The organism is Desulfurococcus sp., from assembly GCF_038881575.1.
Classification (GTDB): Archaea; Thermoproteota; Thermoprotei_A; order Sulfolobales; family Desulfurococcaceae; genus Desulfurococcus.
In genome coordinates, this window is sequence record NZ_JAVZPN010000001.1 from 243,064 (window position 1) to 259,317 (window position 16,254).

Here is a 16,254-nt window from a genome sequence, read left to right on the forward strand (position 1 = left end):
GGAACCTATAAATACTTAGATACACAACATTAAAACCATGGTGTATAAAATGCCCAGGATACCTTTACTCGAATACTATATTGAGAAAGGGGCTGAAGCAGGCTTATTCGGGGAATGGGAGGTACCATACCGCTATACCAACGCTATCGAGGAGCATATGGCTGTGAGAACAAGCGTTGGGCTCTTCGACGTATCCCACATGGGGAGAATACTGTTAAAAGGCCCCGATGTATTACCATTCGCTCAATACATATACACCAAGGACATCAGTAAGACAAAGGAGTACTTTATGAGCGGCCCGATGCTGGCATTGAATCAATGGGCTAGAGTAAAAGACGATGAAATGATGTATAAGGTAAGCGATGAAGAGTGGCTCCTGGTAACAAACGCCTTAGCCAGGGAGTCGATGCTAAACTACTTTGAGAAAGTAAGGAGCGAGAAGGGATTCAGGGTTGAAATAATGGATTTAACATTCAATTACTCTATGATAGCCCTACAAGGCCCCCGTGCAACAGAAGTAATGGAGTCGCTTGGAGCAAAGTGGGCGGGCGACCTCAAGATCCTGGAGTTCCGTATGAATGAGGAGATACACGGGGTCAAAACCTTCCTAGTGAGTAGAAGCGGGTGGACTGGTGAGGATGGATTCGAGATCTGGGGTGAACACGGTGAGATAAGGAGGCTGGTCGACCTACTTGTCTCGAAAGGGGTTAAACTAGCCGGGTTGATAGCCAGGGACACCCTGCGTATAGAAATGGGCTTCGTGCTGGGCGGGCACGAGTACGGGGAGGACCCGGTGAAATTCCCATGCGCGCTAAGCCTGAGATACGGTCTCGGCGCAATCACATGGGAGAAGAGGGGCTTCGTAGGCGAGGAAGCATTAAGGGCCTGCAGGCGTGAGGGTGTTAGATGGATTAGAGTAGGGTTAAAGCTGGGTAAGGAGGCTGGGAGACTGTTTCCACGGCAGGATGCCGGGGTATACTCTGATGATGTATGGGTTGGATGGGTTACTAGTGGAACCTACTCCCCAGTCCTCAACAGGGGTATAGCGATGGCTTATGTAGACGCCAGGTACGCTGTATTCGGTGAGGAGTTAGCAGTGGATATAAGGGGGAAGCGATACCCTGCTAAAATCGTTGACTTCCCATTCATAAAGAAATGAGCATTTATAGGATCGTGAAGACATAGTGAAAGCAGTGTAGGTGGATTGAAATTGGTGTATGAATCAGGTGAAGCCCTAGGCATAGATGCCCTTAGAGAAATGTATCCAGACCTCAACCAGGTATTAAGCATCACCATAAACCACACAGTATGGAGGAAGCGTCAAACAATAAACATGATTGCAAGCGAGAATGTTATGTCACCCCTTGCAATGCTCGTGTACCTGAACGACATGATGCACAGGTATGCAGAGGGGAAGCCGTATAAGAGGTTCTACCAGGGGCTCATATACGTTGATGAGCTGGAGGTTAAAGCCCAGGAGTTAATGGGCGACCTCCTAGGCACTAAATACGTGGATTTAAGACCTATAAGCGGTACAACGGCGAATGCAACAGCCTTTAGAACATTCACGAAGCCAGGCGACAAAGCAGTAGTGGCCCCTGTCCAAGCCGGTGCACACGTAAGCCACACCAGGTATGGGACCCTTGGAGCACTGGGCATAGAGCAGATTGAGATGCCGTTCGATATAGAGGAGTGGAACATAGATGTTGATAAAGCCAGGAAGCTCATTGAAGAAGTCAAGCCGAAGATAGTGACGCTGGGCGGTTCACTCTACCTATTCCCGCATCCAACCAAGGAGATTGCTGAGGCAGCTCACAGCGTGGGGGCTAAGGTAATACATGACGTGGCTCATGTCTTAGGCTTAATAGTTGGAGGTGTATGGGAGAACCCGTTGAAGCTCGGGGCAGACGTAATCACCTCATCAACACATAAGACGTTCCCAGGTCCACAAGGCGGAGTATTCGCTACCTTAAACGAGGAGGACTACAAGGAAATGGGTAAAGTCGTCTTCCCAATGTTCGTCTCCAACCACCATCTCCATAGATTAGCCGCGATGGCTGTTACAGCAATAGAGATGAAGCTCTGGGGATCCGAGTACGCTAGGCAGGTGGTTAGAAACGCTAAAGCACTAGCAGAGGCCCTCGCAAGCGAGGGCTTCAAGGTCGTGATGGAGAGTAAGGGTTACACCACGAGCCACCAGGTGGTGGTAGACGTTGCAGAGCTCGGCAGAGGCACCAAGGTAGCTAAGCTACTAGAGGACGCCTACATCATAGTCAACAAGAACATGCTGCCATGGGATAGGCCGGAGGATGTCAAAGATCCAAGCGGGCTAAGACTCGGAACCCAGGAGTTAACCAGGTGGGGTATGAAGGAGGGCGAGATGAAGGAGATAGCTAGGCTCATGAGGATGGTTGTGATAGATAAGAGGAGCCCAGCTGAGGTGAAGGAGAAAGTCATGGAGTTCAAGAAGGAGTTCATGGAGATACACTACGGCTTCAAGCTGACGAGGGAGGATGAGGTAAAACTATTAAAGATAATGCTCCATGCGGAAACCTAATATTCCCCGGCTACAGAGCTATATATGGTGGGATACATGAGTGAAGTCATTGTAGAGGTTAAGGGTAAGAAATACATTGTTAAAACCGATAGAAGATACACTGAGACAGATGAATGGGCCCTCCTCGAGAACGGGAGGATCAGGGTGGGTATAAGCGACTACGCTCAGAAGGAGCTCAAGGACATAGTCTCGGTTGAGCTACCTGAGGTCGGGAGAGTAGTGAGGAAAGGAGAGGAGTTGGGTATAATAGACTCCATTAAGGCGTCGTCATCGTATTACGCACCAGTGAGCGGTAGGATAGTAGAGGTGAATGAGGAGCTCTCCACGACCCCGGAGCTCATTAATAAGGATCCCTATGGAGCCGGATGGATCATCGTTATCGAGCCATCGAACCCGAAGGAGTTTGAGGAGCTATACACTCCTGAGAAATACTCTGAGAAAATAAGGAGCGGGAAACAACACTAGTTTTTTAACCGTTTCTAATCCACTGTATAACCACGAGAAATAAAGAGGTGGTTTACTTGTTTACACGGCTCGTTGAGAAGCTGGGTGTGAGAGAGCTGGCAGGCATGATTGATCATACTTTACTGAAGCCCGAGGCTGATTTAAAGCTGCTTGATAAATACATCGAGGACACTAGGAGATACGGGTTTAAACTACTCATGATCCCCCTCTCACTCGTCGAGTATGTGAGGGAGGCAGCTGGTAGAACAATAGATGTTGGCGTAGTAGTAGGCTTCCCACTCGGTAACACGTCTACAAGGGTGAAAATAGCTGAGGCCATTGAAGCTGTTGAGCAGGGTGCAAGCGAGATAGACATGGTTATGAACATAAACTTGTTTAAGTCGAGGAACTATGAGTACGTTAAGAGGGATATCAGGGGAGTTGTTGAGGCAGCTAAGTCCAAGGGGGCTAGAGCCGTTAAGGTGATCATCGAGACCGGGTTACTCAGCGACGAGGAGAAGAAGAAGGCGACGGAACTAGTCGTGGAGGCAGGGGCGGACTTCGTGAAAACATGTACAGGGTTCCTTGGATCAGTTGCAACAGTACATGACGTAGACATATTATATAAGGCGGCATCCGGTAGGATAGGCGTGAAGGCATCGGGCGGTATAAGACGTGGGCTAGATGCCCTGGCATTAATAGCTGCAGGCGCATCTAGGATAGGCACTAGTTCAGGGGATAAGATAATCGAGGACTTTATAAGGATTAAGGAGGAGAAGTAGAGTGCCCGGCGACGAGGGATTATACTTATTTGAACCAGCCGGTAGATCATTCAAGCTATTATTAAAGGTCCTCAAGGTATACGCTGTTGAGAAATCACCGTACCAGGAGATAATATTCGCCGAGCTAGATGGCTTCGGTAAGGCGCTTATAATAGATAACTTTATACAGAGCACGGAAGCCGATGAAGCATTATACCATGAACTACTCGTCCACCCAGCGATGGTGCTCCACCCGGAGCCATCCAGGGTTCTAATCATCGGCGGCGGCGAGGGGGCAACGCTCAGGGAGGTCTTAAAGCATAATACTGTTAAGGAAGCCGTGATGGTGGATATCGATCCCGTGGTGGTAGAGTTCTCGAAGAAGTATCTTGAACACATGCACCAGGGGAGCTTCAATGATCCGAGGTCAAGGGTGCTCATCATGGATGGATTTAAATACGTGGCTGAGGCACCGGACAAGTATTTTGATGTAGCGATAATGGATCTCACGGATCCCTACGCTGGCGAGGCGGCGAAGCCCTTATACAGTGAGGGATTCTATAGGAGCGTTAAAAGAATACTAAGCGATAACGGTGTTCTAGTCACACAGGCTGGAAGCAGCTACTTCTATACAAGCGAGTACGATTATGTAGCCGGTAATATTAGAAGGGTCTTCAAGTATATGGCGGAGTATAATATATGGATACCCAGCTTCGGGTTAAACGTTAACTTCATCATTGCATCAGACGCCCTCGACCCGAGGAGTATTACCCCGGGAGACTTCGACAAGAGGCTCGCGGAGAGAGGAGTGAAGACGAGGTTCATTAATGGCGAGCGGTACAACGGGTTATTAATGCTCGGCGTATTAAGGCCTCTGCACTGATTATCTTTTTGAAATATACATGCCACACTAATCCTCTAATGCCAGGGGAACCGGCTGCGGGATACTGTGAGCCCTAGTTTTAAAAGCACTACTGTGAGAACCATGAGTATCATCGTTAGCACCGCCAGGAGCTTTAGGAGGGGGTCACGTATATATAGTATGGACTGGAAAGCATTCGACGCTAATAGTATGAACCCCCTGATGTACTGTATAATTACGCCGGTCGATGAATAAGTATACGTCCTACCACCCTCGTATACCACAAGGTCTCTCCCATTAGTCACCATATCTATGAATAACCTGTTACCGTACCATGCCCCCTCCTTTGATAAAACCTCGTTAATAACCAGGCTTGAATCACCTATCGCGACAACCATTCCCCCACCCATGTTGCGGCTTAAACCAGTTGTCTTATCGTTGACGCGGCATAAGACCGTGTAGTTGCTTCTCGAATACACCCCAGTGTACACGTCGAAGACGACCTTTATATTCGTGTTTCCCACGCTGCATACGCCGACAGATATCTCCTGTATAGCCGGCGTGTTCTCCAAATATATGTCGAAGCTCCTTAACAACTCCTCGGTATTCATGGTCTCATCCATTATGATGACGAGCCCTCCATCCTCCACCCACTGCCTGAGCCGGGGTGAGGCGTCAACGCGTGTATCAGGCCCCACGATTAACAAGGCGTGTTTACCTGGGTCATACCTGTATATATCGTTTAAGGAGTAGATGATATCCACCCTCCTCTCCAATGCCTCGCTACTGGTGAAGATAGTGAGTCCACCAGGCATGTTATTGTATATTGAGGGGGGATCCCCGACCAGCCCCCCTCTTATCCGTAGCCCGGAGCACCCGGCTATAAGTAGTAGCAGGATGAATACGCTGAGCCAGTATACTTTAACCACTTGAACCACCTCCCTCCTCGATGAGTCTAACAACCTCTAAAGCATCATCTCTATGTTGATCACCGTATACAACGTCCTCATATACCTCGCTAAACCTCTTCAAGACCGTGGAGATCCTTAGACGGGCCAGCTCCCTCGGCGTACACGTGCCGCATCCATGGATACTCCTAAGCTTTCTCAGGGTGCGCCACAGTATCTCCTTAACCCCTGTGTAGGAGTACTGTATTCTCAATTCATCCTCCTTGCTCATGGAGATCTTAAACATGGTTGAACCCTGGGGTATCCTCGCCGAGGCAATGGATAATACGAGTAATGCTATTATGAGTAGCGAGGCGGCGACGAGTAGTATGAGTAATGGTGTCGATGCACCCTGCTGTAGAGGGCCTACCGTGGTGCCATGAATACCAGTGGTCGTAGATACAATACTATGGTTCATGCCTTCAGCAGGGTTTTCACCAGGGGTGATCACGGGCTCGGGGAGCGGTAGGTATCTCGGTGAACTCAATTGATTCGCCCTTCTCCACCAAGGTGACCTGGTTTTATTATATGGGTGCCGGATATAATATTTTCATATACCACGGGTGTCCCGGATGAAGACTATAGCCATAGCCGCGTATAGCGGTCCACCAAGCGAGCGGCATGCCAGTGCCGCCAGGATCATTATAGGGGAGCTGTCCCGGTACTGCTTAGATGACGTAGTTATAGCTGTAGGAGGATACTGGGGGTTAATGAAGACCATAGTTGATGAAGCACTCTCACACGGGTTCAGGGTCGTCGTCTATCCTTACGCTGAGAGGGAGGACATGGAGTACCCTGGTGAAGCAATAGTGGTTAAAACAGGGCTGACTCCGGAGGCACGCAGCATACTATTGGTTAGAAGCGGCGATATCCTAATAGCCCTCGGCGGGGGAGTGGGCACGATGATAGAGGTCTTACTCGCCTATAGCATGGGTAAACCAGTGTACTTACTGAAGACTGGATTAGCCTCGGATAAGCTAGAGGTATTCACCCCCTATATTGATGAGAGGAGACTGGCTGAGTTAAAGGTGTATGAGGACCCTGTTAAACTAGCGAGGGATGCATGCTTATTCCTTGCATCACAGAGGGCTCCGAGCTTAAAGAGGATTCATGGATAAGGTTTCATCCTACTCACACGTATTCCACTATTCCCCTCTACGACTTTATTTTGCTTGAAACCATCGTGTCCTATATATTAGTGGCGGGGCCCCACCTAGTCTAGGGATTGAGGTATCACTGCGGGTTCATATGTGTTCATCGAGTACAACGGCATTGGGTCGGCATCTACGAGTAACCCTAATAGAAGTTTCTACATTAATGAAGCCACTATTATTATAGCCTGGGGAACATTAAAGAAAAACAAAACAGCCCTGCAATGACTAATATATTTAATAAGATGATAGTTGACCTATGAAAAACATGCTCTCCATTATTCAATACAAACACCTATTAACATTTTCTCTTTTGTCTTATATCTATATTAAGTTTTTACTGTTCACGCTCTTCTTGGTTTATAGGTCATTGAGAGCCTTTCGTAAAAGAGCTAACCGAAATCCCTAGGGAGGTTCTTAGTCCAGTAGTGCTACAGTATTATCTTTAATAAAAATAAAATAAAAATAATTAATTGAAAAGAGAAAAAACTCTATTGGTGTGAATGATGGGTTATTGGCTTGTCATGATGAGTGAGGAGAATTATCGATACACTGTTGAGAACGGCGTATATGGTTTGCCTGAGGGCTTGAGCCGGCTGAGGGATCGCATTAGGCCCGGCGATAAGCTCGTGATCTATATTGTGAAGAAAAACTGTAAAGAGCTCTGCAGGTCTTTTGTAGCAGTGCTAGAGATTGTTAATGGATGGAGAAAGTCGAATATGCCTAATTGGCCTGATGAAGTTAGGGAGGGAAGGATATTATACCCATGGATAGTCAATGTCAGTGCTGTTGCTAAAGGCAGGATCGAGTTCGACAATATTAAAAGCGAGATCTCGAGGATCCTCGGCAAAACACTTGAAAATCCGAGCGAGTTGAGGGTATATATGTTGAGGGAACTACCAAGTGACTTCGGCGAGTTCGTCGAGGGAAGGTTGAGGAGCACGCTTAGAGCTATGGAGGTTAGTGAGCGAGCCAAGTATAGCCACAACGATCTTGTCAATATGGTTAAGGATATAGGGGAATGGCTTAACTTCGATGTTAAGCTCAATTACAAAATCGATAACTTTAAGGTAGATGTAGCATTCTTTAGAAAGCCTAGGACTGGTCCACTCGCGGTTGTCGAAGTTCATGTTGGCGGTGACGTGTTCAAGGATCTGTCCTCGTTGAAACATGCTTACGATAAGTTCGGCTCAAAACTCATATATGTAATCGCAAGGGACGAGGATAAAGTAGTTAGCCTTGTGAATGAAGCCATAGAGGGCGCATTTCATGAAATCAAAGATAAAATAATCATACTGAGAACCCAGGAACTTGAAGAGATACATGAAGCGCTAAGAAAAGAAAACACAAGAAGACTCATAAAGGAATTAACTACTAAAATATAGAGATAAAATAACTCACGGGCCCAGGGATCCGGTTACAATCTATTATGAAACTGGCACGTTCTAGCTATCCGTATAGTTGTAGATGAACTTAGGAACGAGGTTTAGATCACAATGCCTAGACTGTGGGGATAAGGGGGTTTAGAGATGCGCATTCAGCAGTAAGTATATATTAAGTTTTCTAGTGGTGAACATTGTGAGAGGCCACTGAGACTTTGCTGGAGAGTCCAGAGACAAAATACTATACAATGCCATAATACAATTGATCACAGTATAGAGTTTTCGCTAGCTTGTATAGGGAGGTATAGCTTAAACTTATCTAGAGCTCTATCAGTTCTCTTAATAAGCCAGTTTCTTCTAGCCCGGATGATCCTTGATGAGATCTCCGCTTCCTTACCACTGTGATGCGGGTAGTTCCTCCATTTATCGGGTATCACGGATGCTTCTTCTAAAATGGAGCATGAATCCTTATCTAGGGATAAATCCTTGCATATCTCTCTAGCTATAAGCTTGTGTGTTCTCCACTTCAAAGCAAACCTCCTGAGGATTATTTTCTTAAGAGCCTGGCTACCGCGTGTTCCGGTACTAGTGGGGTTTTCCCGTTTGTTAAGAGCTCTGATAACACGTATATCTGGGAGAGTCTCTCGGTTAAGACGAGTGCTTCAACCGCGTCCTCAAGGCTCTCCCCAATGCTTACTACGCCGTGGTTTGCTAGTAGTGCTGATTTACGTCCTTCAAGGGCTCTTACAGCGTTCTCAGCTAGCTGTGTTGTACCGTATGGAGCGAACTCGGCTACCCTGATATCGCCTCCGAGTATTAGTACCGCCTCCTCGATTATGACTGGAAGCGGTCTACGTGCCACAGCCAGTGCCGTGGCGTAAATCGTGTGCGCGTGGATTACAGCGTTCACATCCATGCGGGCCCTATATATGGCTAGGTGAAGGTTGATCTCGGATGAGGGCTTGTTACGTCCCTCAACGACCACACCGTTTTGATCCACTACAACGATATCCTCTGTATTCAGCCTGGATTTAACTAGGCCACTGGGCGTTATAAGTACATGGTTAACCCCGGGTATCCTCACACTTATATTACCCGATCTCCCATGATTCAACCCCCTCTCCTCCAGGAACCTCGCTACTTCAACTATCCTCGCCTTGAGATCACTATACATATAGTTCCCACCCCCTCCAGCCTCCACCCCGCATTGAAGAGCAAGGCTTCCACTTCCAACAGGGCCAACGTGATCCAGCTCAGTCTTGCTTATTTAAAACTCAGCTAAAATACATTGTGGATTCGCAGATCTAACCGTTTGTCCCCACCGCAGATACAGAAAGCTATAGTATTAAACAATATGAAGCGGTAGGGACAAATGGAACCAGTGAACCACTCAGAAGGGAACCCCAGCCCTTCAGGGCGGAGAATGCTGGCATTAGCTGAATTAACGGGTATAGGAGGGCCTGGGCGAGATTGTTTCGGGGGAAGAGTGATCAAATCAAGATTTTTAAACTCAAGCCATGATTGTAGTAATAACGCGGTTGATTCATGGTTGTTGATCCATGTATCCCACGCCGCCTGTTTTCCAGCTAGCTGAGTTGTCCTGTAAGGGTGCTGGTGAAGAGGTCTTGGTTGAAGCTAAGAGGGTTGTTTCCAGAGTAATTGATGCAGGCTTAGGGTTGATAACAGGTGGCGTGGTCTCCTATTATCTCCGTAAGTCTCTCCGGAATAACTCTTGGAGGCTCCTACCCCGGTACTCCCGCGCCCTGCTCCTAGCTCTCTCCAAGTGGGGTGGTGTTGTGAAGTCAAGGATTCTCAGGGAGATATTGATCGAGGTATTCACGGAGATAGAGGTTTACAGCTTCAGGGGCCGCGCCCTATTGTACGGGGTTATCGTGGCGATGGCGAGGGCCCGGGAGCTGCTGGGGGATATCTTGGGTAACGTGAGGAGGTTGCTCACCCTGGGGATACAGTACCTGCACCAGCCCCTGCTATACAGGGTGTTTGGATAAAACACCCTGCCAGTCATGCTAACCCACTACGCTGTGGGCCTGCTTATCTCCCTGAGGGGCTTAGTGATCGCTATTATCACAGCCATCACCCTGCTAGTTGAACACGTGCACGGAGCATGAGGGGAGTGCCTGGGGAGGGTGCTGGCCCGGGTAGCGCTGACTTCTCCGATGTAACAGTGTTGATACCGACTCTCGATGAGGCTGCTGCGATTGGCCGGGTTATAGATGAGGTACTGGCTGTCGGGGTCCCAGCGGGAAACATTCTCATCGTGGACGGTGGCTCGAGGGATGGCACGGTGGATATCGCTAGGGGGAGGGGGGTTAGGGTTGTTTTCCAAGAGGGCTCCGGGAAGGCTATGGCCATTAAGACTGGGCTCAAATACGTTGAGACAAGGTTCGTGGTGGTGATGGACGGGGACTACACTTACCCGGCCAGGTATATCCCGGTGCTCGTGTCTAGGCTTAGGAGCGGGGAGTGCGACCTCGTGATCGGCGCGAGGCTCCAGGGGAGGGAGGTGCAGAAGCTGCTCTTCAGGCTCGGGAACAAGGCGATCACCTTCGCCTTCAACTTGCTCTTCGACACGGATCTCAGAGACGTCTTGAGCGGGATGTACGCGGCAGAGGCAGGCGAGCTGAGGCGCGTAGAATACGAGATGGAAGGGTTCAGCGTCGAGTCAGAGATAGTGGCCCACTTCGCCTCCACGGGCAGAGTCTGCGAGGAGCTCATAGAGTACAGGCCCAGGCTAGACCCGAAGAGCAAGAAGCTCAGGGTACCACACGGCTTCAAGATAGCAGTAGACATCGTGAGGCTCACCTGGAGATACAGCCCCACCTTCTTCATATTCACACTCGGCGCGTTGCTACTAATACCGGGCCTAGCACTAGGAGCATACGTATCATACCACTACTTCTTCACAGGAATCAACTACTACGTAAAAGGCCTAGTAGCAATAATGCTCACACTAGCCGGCTTCCAATCACTAATCGCAGCAATACTAGCACTATACCTCAAAAGAGCCGAGAAAAGATACAGACAATACATTGACGAATTAATCAAGCGCGCCACCAAGCAGTGCGCCTAGAGAAAACTCTCCACACTACGGGATGCCTCCGGCAAATCTACGCCTCCAACACCAGTGGCTTAGATTTCGACAACCAGGAACGAAGATCTGTGTCGTAGTCTAGCACCTTGCTGGATTTACTCACAGCCACGGGTTTAGCGCTGGCCGCCACGCATTTCAGCATCCCCTTGGCTTACTATGCTTACATTAGGAGGTTCTACAGTAGGGATCCTCGCGTTGAGAACACTGATAACCCGAATTACGCGCCCTTGATTAGCGTCGTAGTGCCCACGTATAACGAGGCCAGGTTCATCGTGGAGAAGCTGGAGAACATTTACCAACAGGAATACCCGAGGGACAGGATCGAGATAATTATCGTGGACTCCGGGTCCACGGACGGGACCCCCGAGAGAGTCTCGGAGTGGGGCAGGAGCCACCCGGACATCACTCTGAGGCTTATCAGAGAGCCCGTCAGAAGGGGCAAAGCATTCGCGCTCAACGAGGCCCTTAAACAAGCGTCTGGGGAAATAGTAGTCATCACGGACGCTGACTCGAAATGGCTCCGCGGAGACACATTGAAGAAAGTGGCAGTGTACCTCGGAAGCCCCGATATAGGGGCCGTATCCTGCGTCAAGATACCCGAGGCCAGCGGGCCCGGGGGCGTGGAGGAATCATACAGGGACTTCTACAACGTCCTGAGGGTTGCCGAGAGCAACCTCCACTCAACACCCGTGTTCCACGGAGAGCTAGCAGCATTCAAAAGAAGAGTTCTGGAGGAGGTCGGAGGATTCCCAACGGATATCGGCGCAGACGACAGCCACACGGCAACACTGATAGCGTTGAAGGGATACAGAGCAATCATGCCTAGAGACATAGTGTGCATTGAAGCTGTACCCGAGAGAGGGTACAGCATGTGGAGAGTGAGGAGAGCACAACACTTGATACAGCACTTCTGGAAAATCTTAAAGCAAGGGCTTAGAACGCCCAAGCAATTTAAGCTAACGCTCTACACCGAAGCCTATCTGCACTTAATAAACCCGTGGATACTCGTAGTGGCATCAATATTATTACTAGCATCCACGATCGCTAGGGGTCTTCTAGCATTGTTACTATTGATAACAGGCCTATTCTTATTAGCCTATAAACCATACAGAGCTTGGATAACACTTCAGCTATACCTCATAATCGCAGCATTAAGAAACCTCTGGACGAAAGAGATAGTATGGGAGAAGCAGATGAAAAACCAACATTGATATCGCTCTGTGATCTCACAGGAGCGCTCATAATATGCTTCAAGCTGTGTATAGAATTCGTGGGCGAATTGGTTTAGGAGCCGGTAGGATTAGTAATTAGAACCAATAAAGATGTCTCCGTAAAGTACACTAAAATAAAACAATATATAATACAAAATTTATCAAAAGTTAATTGGGAGATCTAATATGTCATCGAGGCAATTAAAGGTTATAACTATTACGAATCAAAAGGGAGGCACCGGTAAAACAACACTCTCAGCACTTTTAACATACGGACTTGCTTCAAGGGGGTACAACGTTTTAATGCTGGATCTAGACCCGCAATCCCACCTGTCTTCACTCCTCCTTAAGATTACCGAGATCGAGGAGGTTAAAGACGGGATCATACAGATGGCTCAGGGAGAAAAGTTTAACATAAGGAAAATTGACCTGGGAACGAAAGGGGAGATAGGGTTAATACCCTCAGGCCTCAACTACATTATTACTGTCTTTCGAGGTCAAATACCCTCATGGGATCCCTACGCTATATACTTGCGTCTAATGAGGGAGCCTGCAATAACTAGAAAATACGACTACGTAATATGTGATACTCCACCAGAACTCTTCCCACCCACCATATGGGGCCTTTACGCTGCTGACTACATACTAATCCCCTCAAACTATGAAGAGCTATCTCTCAGCGGTGTGAAGCTTCTCTTACGCGAGATAATCCCGGAAGTTATGAATAGAAGTAAGAAAGAACCTAAGGTTCTTGGAGTAGCGTTAATAAACGCTGTTAAGAAGATCTCTCAGAAATCTCTCGACGAGCTTAACACAGCCCTATACAATTTCATAAAGAAGACTTTGCCATCACTGAATCGTAGCTACATATATAAGAAACCTCTATTTTCCAATGTAATACATAGGTACGATGATCTTAAAGATCTCATCTATAGACCCAAAAGATGGGAGCTTCCGCTTCACAGAGTAATAGATAGAAACCCGGAACTTAAAAGTGAAATAACTGCTTTTAGCGATGAAGTCCTTGAGAGGATTAATAACTTCGAGGGTATAAGTCAATGAGCCAAGAAGAGATCAGAGTAAAACTGCCGAAACACCTAGCTATTTGGCTTCAGGAATTCTCGAAAGCCATTGCTATGACGCCGGATCAGCTTCTAGCTAACATACTCAATTATTACTACGAAGCATGGAGGATCGGAGCAGAGGGAAGGGTAGAGCTGGGGCTTGAAAGCCCTGAATATGCTAAGCAAGAGAAGATCGAGGCTCTGCTAGAGGAATATACAACCACTAAAAGGCTTAGAAAAAATAAACATGTGCTGAAAAAATTCATGCATTGGATAGAGAGTAAAGGGTATAGAATAGAAAATATTAGCGATGACCATATCAACGAATTCTTAAAAGAATATAGCTCTGAAAGAAAGCTAAAAACAAGCACTATATATCTTTATAAAGGCGTTGTTAAAAGATTCGTCGAATATGTTCGAAGCAAACACATCAAAACTTGAAGATCTACAACAAGGTGTTGAGAATATTTAATAGAATACTAAGGTAACATCTCTAGTGAATAGAATACGTGCGGGAGAGTTTTGATGCGTTTTTCACCACGCTACACATGATTACATAACAGGGTGTACCAATGAGTCACGTCTGGGTTAAGGTCAGAATCGGTGACCCAGAGAGGAGAAGGATTGTAGAGGTTGATGCCTTGGTTGACACGGGACTACGCTAACTGTCATACAGCTGAGGCTGACAGAGGAGCTCGGGCCGAAGGTGACGGGCAAGCTTAAGGTAGATGATGCGGATAAGCTGAATAGTACAGTCAACGAGTTTCTCCACAGAGCATCGAAAGAGCATCTGCCGTGACAATGCACAACGCAAAAAATCATAGCGGTAATACACAAACGAGGCAGAGTCGATGCAATGATGCCAAGAATTCTAATGAGCCAGAGAAGAGATAACATAAGTCTACGGTATAGTCAATTGCGACTAAGACTTTGAGAGAATGCCACAAGACTACCGCAGAAAAACCCTAGACTACAACCACACACGATAACCTGGGTCTCCATGCAATGAGACTACTCTTCGTATCCCCGAGCTACCACCCCACGTAGGCGGAGCGGAGTATGTTGTTAAAACGCTTAGCTGAGTACATGGCGACCAAAGAGTACGAGGTCCACGTAATAACCATGTAAAATGATACTCTGTGAGGTTCGCAATACGGAAGAGAAGAGATCGTTAGAATCCTGGGAATAATGGGGTATTACATATCACAAAAACTAGGAGACATGTATATTGTCATGCCTTAAAACAGGCACAAAACGATCTGTTTTATGAGTATCTGTGTTGCGATTCCAACCTATAATAGACCTCGTGTGATTAGAGCGACTTTACCTACTTGGCTGAGGTCTAAGTGGATCTCTAAAGCAGTAATTGTTGCTGACGCAAGTAATGAGACGTATTTAGGTGAATATGAGGAAGTGTTGAAAGAACTAAATAGAGTCTATGGTGGTAGGTTGGTTTATATACTGAATATTGGTAGATCGGGTTCGGTAAATGCGAGGAATAAATTGCTGAAGCTTGCGAGCGAGGAGAAGTGCGGCTATGTTATAATGGCTGACGATGATTACATACTCCCTAATCCCGAGTTCCCGCTGAGAATGGCTCTATGGTTTCATGCAAATAGAGAGGTCGGGGCTGTCGGAGGCAGAGTTATCATGTTGAATAGGCGTAGAGTAGACCCAGACTTCTTCTTAAACACCCCAATACCGATAGCAGATCCGTTAACGAAAGCCCTGGGCTACATATTTTTGGATGTGAGGAATGGGCCGAGATATGCTGAGTACCTAACTCACTTCTTCATGATTAGAGGGGGGTTAGCAAACGTGGTAAAATATGACGAGGTATATGGAGGAACAGGGTTTAGAGAGGAGAGCGATTTACATGAGCAAATAAAGAGATTGGGGCATAAACTTTTACTGGATCCAAGGGTCTATGTATATCACATAGGTATTGAGTATGGTGGGGATAGAGTAGAAATGTCTATGGGTAGGAGAATGTATTGGAAAGCTAGGAACCATGCGAAATTCATTTCTAAACACCATGGGCAACCACTGAAAACATGGTACTTATTCATGTCAGCAATGCTACTAATACTCTATAGGCCTTGGTATCTACGTGAAATAGTTAAAGGGATTAGTGATGGGCTAAGGGCATGAGGATAGTACATGTATTTCATCATTACTGGCCTGTAATAGGCGGACTAGAGAACGCAGTAAAAGCGCTAGCAGAGGAACAAGCAAGACTTGGGCACGAGGTTCACGTGGTCACTAGTAGCTATGGTGCTGGGGATAGACCTAGAGAAGAGTACATCAACGGCGTTTACATACATAGAGTTAAATCGTTTAGGCTACTTGGCTACCCAGACTTGACTTATCCTCTGGATTATCCAAGCATCCTTGAAAATGCGGATATCGTTCACGGGCATAGCCAAAATAGCTTGTTCACAATGAAGATGCTAGGGCATGCTAAGAGGCTGGGCGTCAAAACCGCCATATACTTTATGGCTGTAGACGCTTTGCATGACCATCCAAACCCCCTAGTCAGGGTTGGCGGCTCTGTATATGCAAAGAGGAATACAGTGAAGGCTATTGAAACCGCGGATATAAAGCTGGTAAGAAGTTTGAGAGATGCTGAGATCTTGAGGAGTAGGTATAGTGTCAGCGATCTTCATTACGTCCCCGACGGCGTTAAGGAATCTCTTCTGAGATCTCCTGACATGTCACAAATCTTTAGAGATAAGTACCACGTGTATGACCCCTTCGTAGTAT

At 47.3% G+C, this 16,254-nt stretch carries 18 protein-coding genes; 14 read left to right on the forward strand and 4 right to left on the reverse strand.

Going from position 1 to position 16,254, the window contains the following annotated elements:
• Positions 1-49: 49 nt before the first annotated feature.
• Genes gcvT through QXV08_RS01235 form a run of 5 tightly spaced genes read left to right on the forward strand, consistent with a single transcriptional unit; the run spans position 50 to position 4,645 of the window.
• Complete coding sequence (gene gcvT / locus QXV08_RS01215) at positions 50-1,159, forward strand: glycine cleavage system aminomethyltransferase GcvT (protein WP_342786581.1); 1,110 nt, start codon at positions 50-52, stop codon at positions 1,157-1,159.
• A gap of 51 nt (positions 1,160-1,210) precedes the next feature.
• Entirely contained in the window at positions 1,211-2,557 is a 1,347-nt protein-coding gene (glyA, locus tag QXV08_RS01220; RefSeq protein ID WP_342788424.1) for a serine hydroxymethyltransferase, read from the forward strand.
• Positions 2,558-2,593: 36 nt separating this feature from the next.
• Entirely contained in the window at positions 2,594-3,022 is a 429-nt protein-coding gene (gene gcvH / locus QXV08_RS01225; RefSeq protein WP_342786669.1) for a glycine cleavage system protein GcvH, read from the forward strand.
• 56 nt (positions 3,023-3,078) lie between these two features.
• The gene (gene deoC, locus QXV08_RS01230; RefSeq protein WP_342784116.1) at positions 3,079-3,783 is read left to right on the forward strand and encodes a deoxyribose-phosphate aldolase; all 705 of its coding nucleotides are present in this window, start codon (positions 3,079-3,081) and stop codon (positions 3,781-3,783) included.
• A 1-nt stretch (position 3,784) separates the two neighbouring features.
• Positions 3,785-4,645 carry a spermidine synthase gene (locus QXV08_RS01235; RefSeq protein WP_342784117.1) on the forward strand — a complete coding sequence of 287 codons (861 nt, stop codon included), beginning with the start codon at positions 3,785-3,787 and terminating at the stop codon, positions 4,643-4,645.
• Positions 4,646-4,680: 35 nt separating this feature from the next.
• Here the strand turns inward: QXV08_RS01235 and QXV08_RS01240 are convergent, their stop codons facing one another.
• Positions 4,681-5,553 (reverse strand): DUF4350 domain-containing protein, encoded by an 873-nt coding sequence (locus QXV08_RS01240; RefSeq protein WP_342784118.1) that lies wholly within the window; start codon positions 5,551-5,553, stop codon positions 4,681-4,683.
• Complete coding sequence (locus QXV08_RS01245; RefSeq protein WP_342784119.1) at positions 5,546-6,058, reverse strand: hypothetical protein; 513 nt, start codon at positions 6,056-6,058, stop codon at positions 5,546-5,548. The genes QXV08_RS01240 and QXV08_RS01245 overlap by 8 nt, the downstream gene beginning before the upstream one ends.
• Before the next feature lie 85 nt (positions 6,059-6,143).
• Here QXV08_RS01245 and QXV08_RS01250 point away from each other — a divergent pair, with 85 nt between their 5' ends.
• Positions 6,144-6,689 (forward strand): LOG family protein, encoded by a 546-nt coding sequence (locus tag QXV08_RS01250; RefSeq protein ID WP_342784120.1) that lies wholly within the window; start codon positions 6,144-6,146, stop codon positions 6,687-6,689.
• A gap of 539 nt (positions 6,690-7,228) precedes the next feature.
• Positions 7,229-8,107, forward strand: coding sequence for an EVE domain-containing protein (locus QXV08_RS01255; protein ID WP_342784121.1), 879 nt, complete (start codon positions 7,229-7,231; stop codon positions 8,105-8,107).
• Between the two features lie 263 nt (positions 8,108-8,370).
• On the opposite strand, the gene QXV08_RS01260 is transcribed toward QXV08_RS01255, so the two are convergent.
• Both QXV08_RS01260 and QXV08_RS01265 read right to left on the reverse strand, forming a co-directional pair.
• Positions 8,371-8,634 (reverse strand): hypothetical protein, encoded by a 264-nt coding sequence (locus tag QXV08_RS01260; RefSeq protein WP_342784122.1) that lies wholly within the window; start codon positions 8,632-8,634, stop codon positions 8,371-8,373.
• A 17-nt stretch (positions 8,635-8,651) separates the two neighbouring features.
• A complete protein-coding gene (locus tag QXV08_RS01265) occupies positions 8,652-9,278 on the reverse strand; it encodes a class II aldolase/adducin family protein (RefSeq protein WP_342784123.1) in 627 nt (208 codons plus the stop codon).
• Between the two features lie 385 nt (positions 9,279-9,663).
• Between QXV08_RS01265 and QXV08_RS01270 the strand changes: the two genes are divergently transcribed.
• From QXV08_RS01270 to QXV08_RS01300, 7 genes are all read left to right on the forward strand, one after another.
• Positions 9,664-10,113: a hypothetical protein gene (locus QXV08_RS01270; protein ID WP_342785138.1), complete on the forward strand. Its 450-nt coding sequence runs from the start codon at positions 9,664-9,666 to the stop codon at positions 10,111-10,113.
• A 116-nt stretch (positions 10,114-10,229) separates the two neighbouring features.
• A complete protein-coding gene (locus QXV08_RS01275; RefSeq protein ID WP_342784125.1) occupies positions 10,230-11,195 on the forward strand; it encodes a glycosyltransferase family 2 protein in 966 nt (321 codons plus the stop codon).
• Positions 11,196-11,302: 107 nt separating this feature from the next.
• Positions 11,303-12,427 (forward strand): glycosyltransferase family 2 protein, encoded by a 1,125-nt coding sequence (locus QXV08_RS01280; RefSeq protein WP_342785136.1) that lies wholly within the window; start codon positions 11,303-11,305, stop codon positions 12,425-12,427.
• Between the two features lie 186 nt (positions 12,428-12,613).
• Positions 12,614-13,489, forward strand: a complete 876-nt coding sequence (locus tag QXV08_RS01285; RefSeq protein WP_342784126.1) for a ParA family protein — start codon at positions 12,614-12,616, stop codon at positions 13,487-13,489.
• Positions 13,486-13,932 (forward strand): hypothetical protein, encoded by a 447-nt coding sequence (locus tag QXV08_RS01290; RefSeq protein WP_342784127.1) that lies wholly within the window; start codon positions 13,486-13,488, stop codon positions 13,930-13,932. Before QXV08_RS01285 ends, QXV08_RS01290 begins: the two co-directional genes overlap by 4 nt.
• Before the next feature lie 825 nt (positions 13,933-14,757).
• Complete coding sequence (locus QXV08_RS01295; protein ID WP_342784128.1) at positions 14,758-15,642, forward strand: glycosyltransferase; 885 nt, start codon at positions 14,758-14,760, stop codon at positions 15,640-15,642.
• Positions 15,639-16,254: glycosyltransferase (locus QXV08_RS01300; protein ID WP_342821373.1), on the forward strand; the 616-nt coding region annotated here is incomplete at its 3' end. The genes QXV08_RS01295 and QXV08_RS01300, both read left to right, overlap by 4 nt.

Excerpts from the sequence above, each read along its gene's own strand:
- gcvT (WP_342786581.1), top strand. The coding sequence starts at position 50 with ATGCCCAGGATACCTTTACTCGAATACTATATTGAGAAAGGGGCTGAA.
- gcvH (WP_342786669.1), top strand. The coding sequence starts at position 2,594 with ATGAGTGAAGTCATTGTAGAGGTTAAGGGTAAGAAATACATTGTTAAA.
- QXV08_RS01250 (WP_342784120.1), top strand. The coding sequence starts at position 6,144 with ATGAAGACTATAGCCATAGCCGCGTATAGCGGTCCACCAAGCGAGCGG.
- QXV08_RS01255 (WP_342784121.1), top strand. The coding sequence starts at position 7,229 with ATGGGTTATTGGCTTGTCATGATGAGTGAGGAGAATTATCGATACACT.
- QXV08_RS01265 (WP_342784123.1), bottom strand. The coding sequence starts at position 9,278 with ATGTATAGTGATCTCAAGGCGAGGATAGTTGAAGTAGCGAGGTTCCTG.
- QXV08_RS01270 (WP_342785138.1), top strand. The coding sequence starts at position 9,664 with ATGTATCCCACGCCGCCTGTTTTCCAGCTAGCTGAGTTGTCCTGTAAG.
- QXV08_RS01275 (WP_342784125.1), top strand. The coding sequence starts at position 10,230 with ATGAGGGGAGTGCCTGGGGAGGGTGCTGGCCCGGGTAGCGCTGACTTC.
- QXV08_RS01285 (WP_342784126.1), top strand. The coding sequence starts at position 12,614 with ATGTCATCGAGGCAATTAAAGGTTATAACTATTACGAATCAAAAGGGA.
- QXV08_RS01290 (WP_342784127.1), top strand. The coding sequence starts at position 13,486 with ATGAGCCAAGAAGAGATCAGAGTAAAACTGCCGAAACACCTAGCTATT.
- QXV08_RS01295 (WP_342784128.1), top strand. The coding sequence starts at position 14,758 with ATGAGTATCTGTGTTGCGATTCCAACCTATAATAGACCTCGTGTGATT.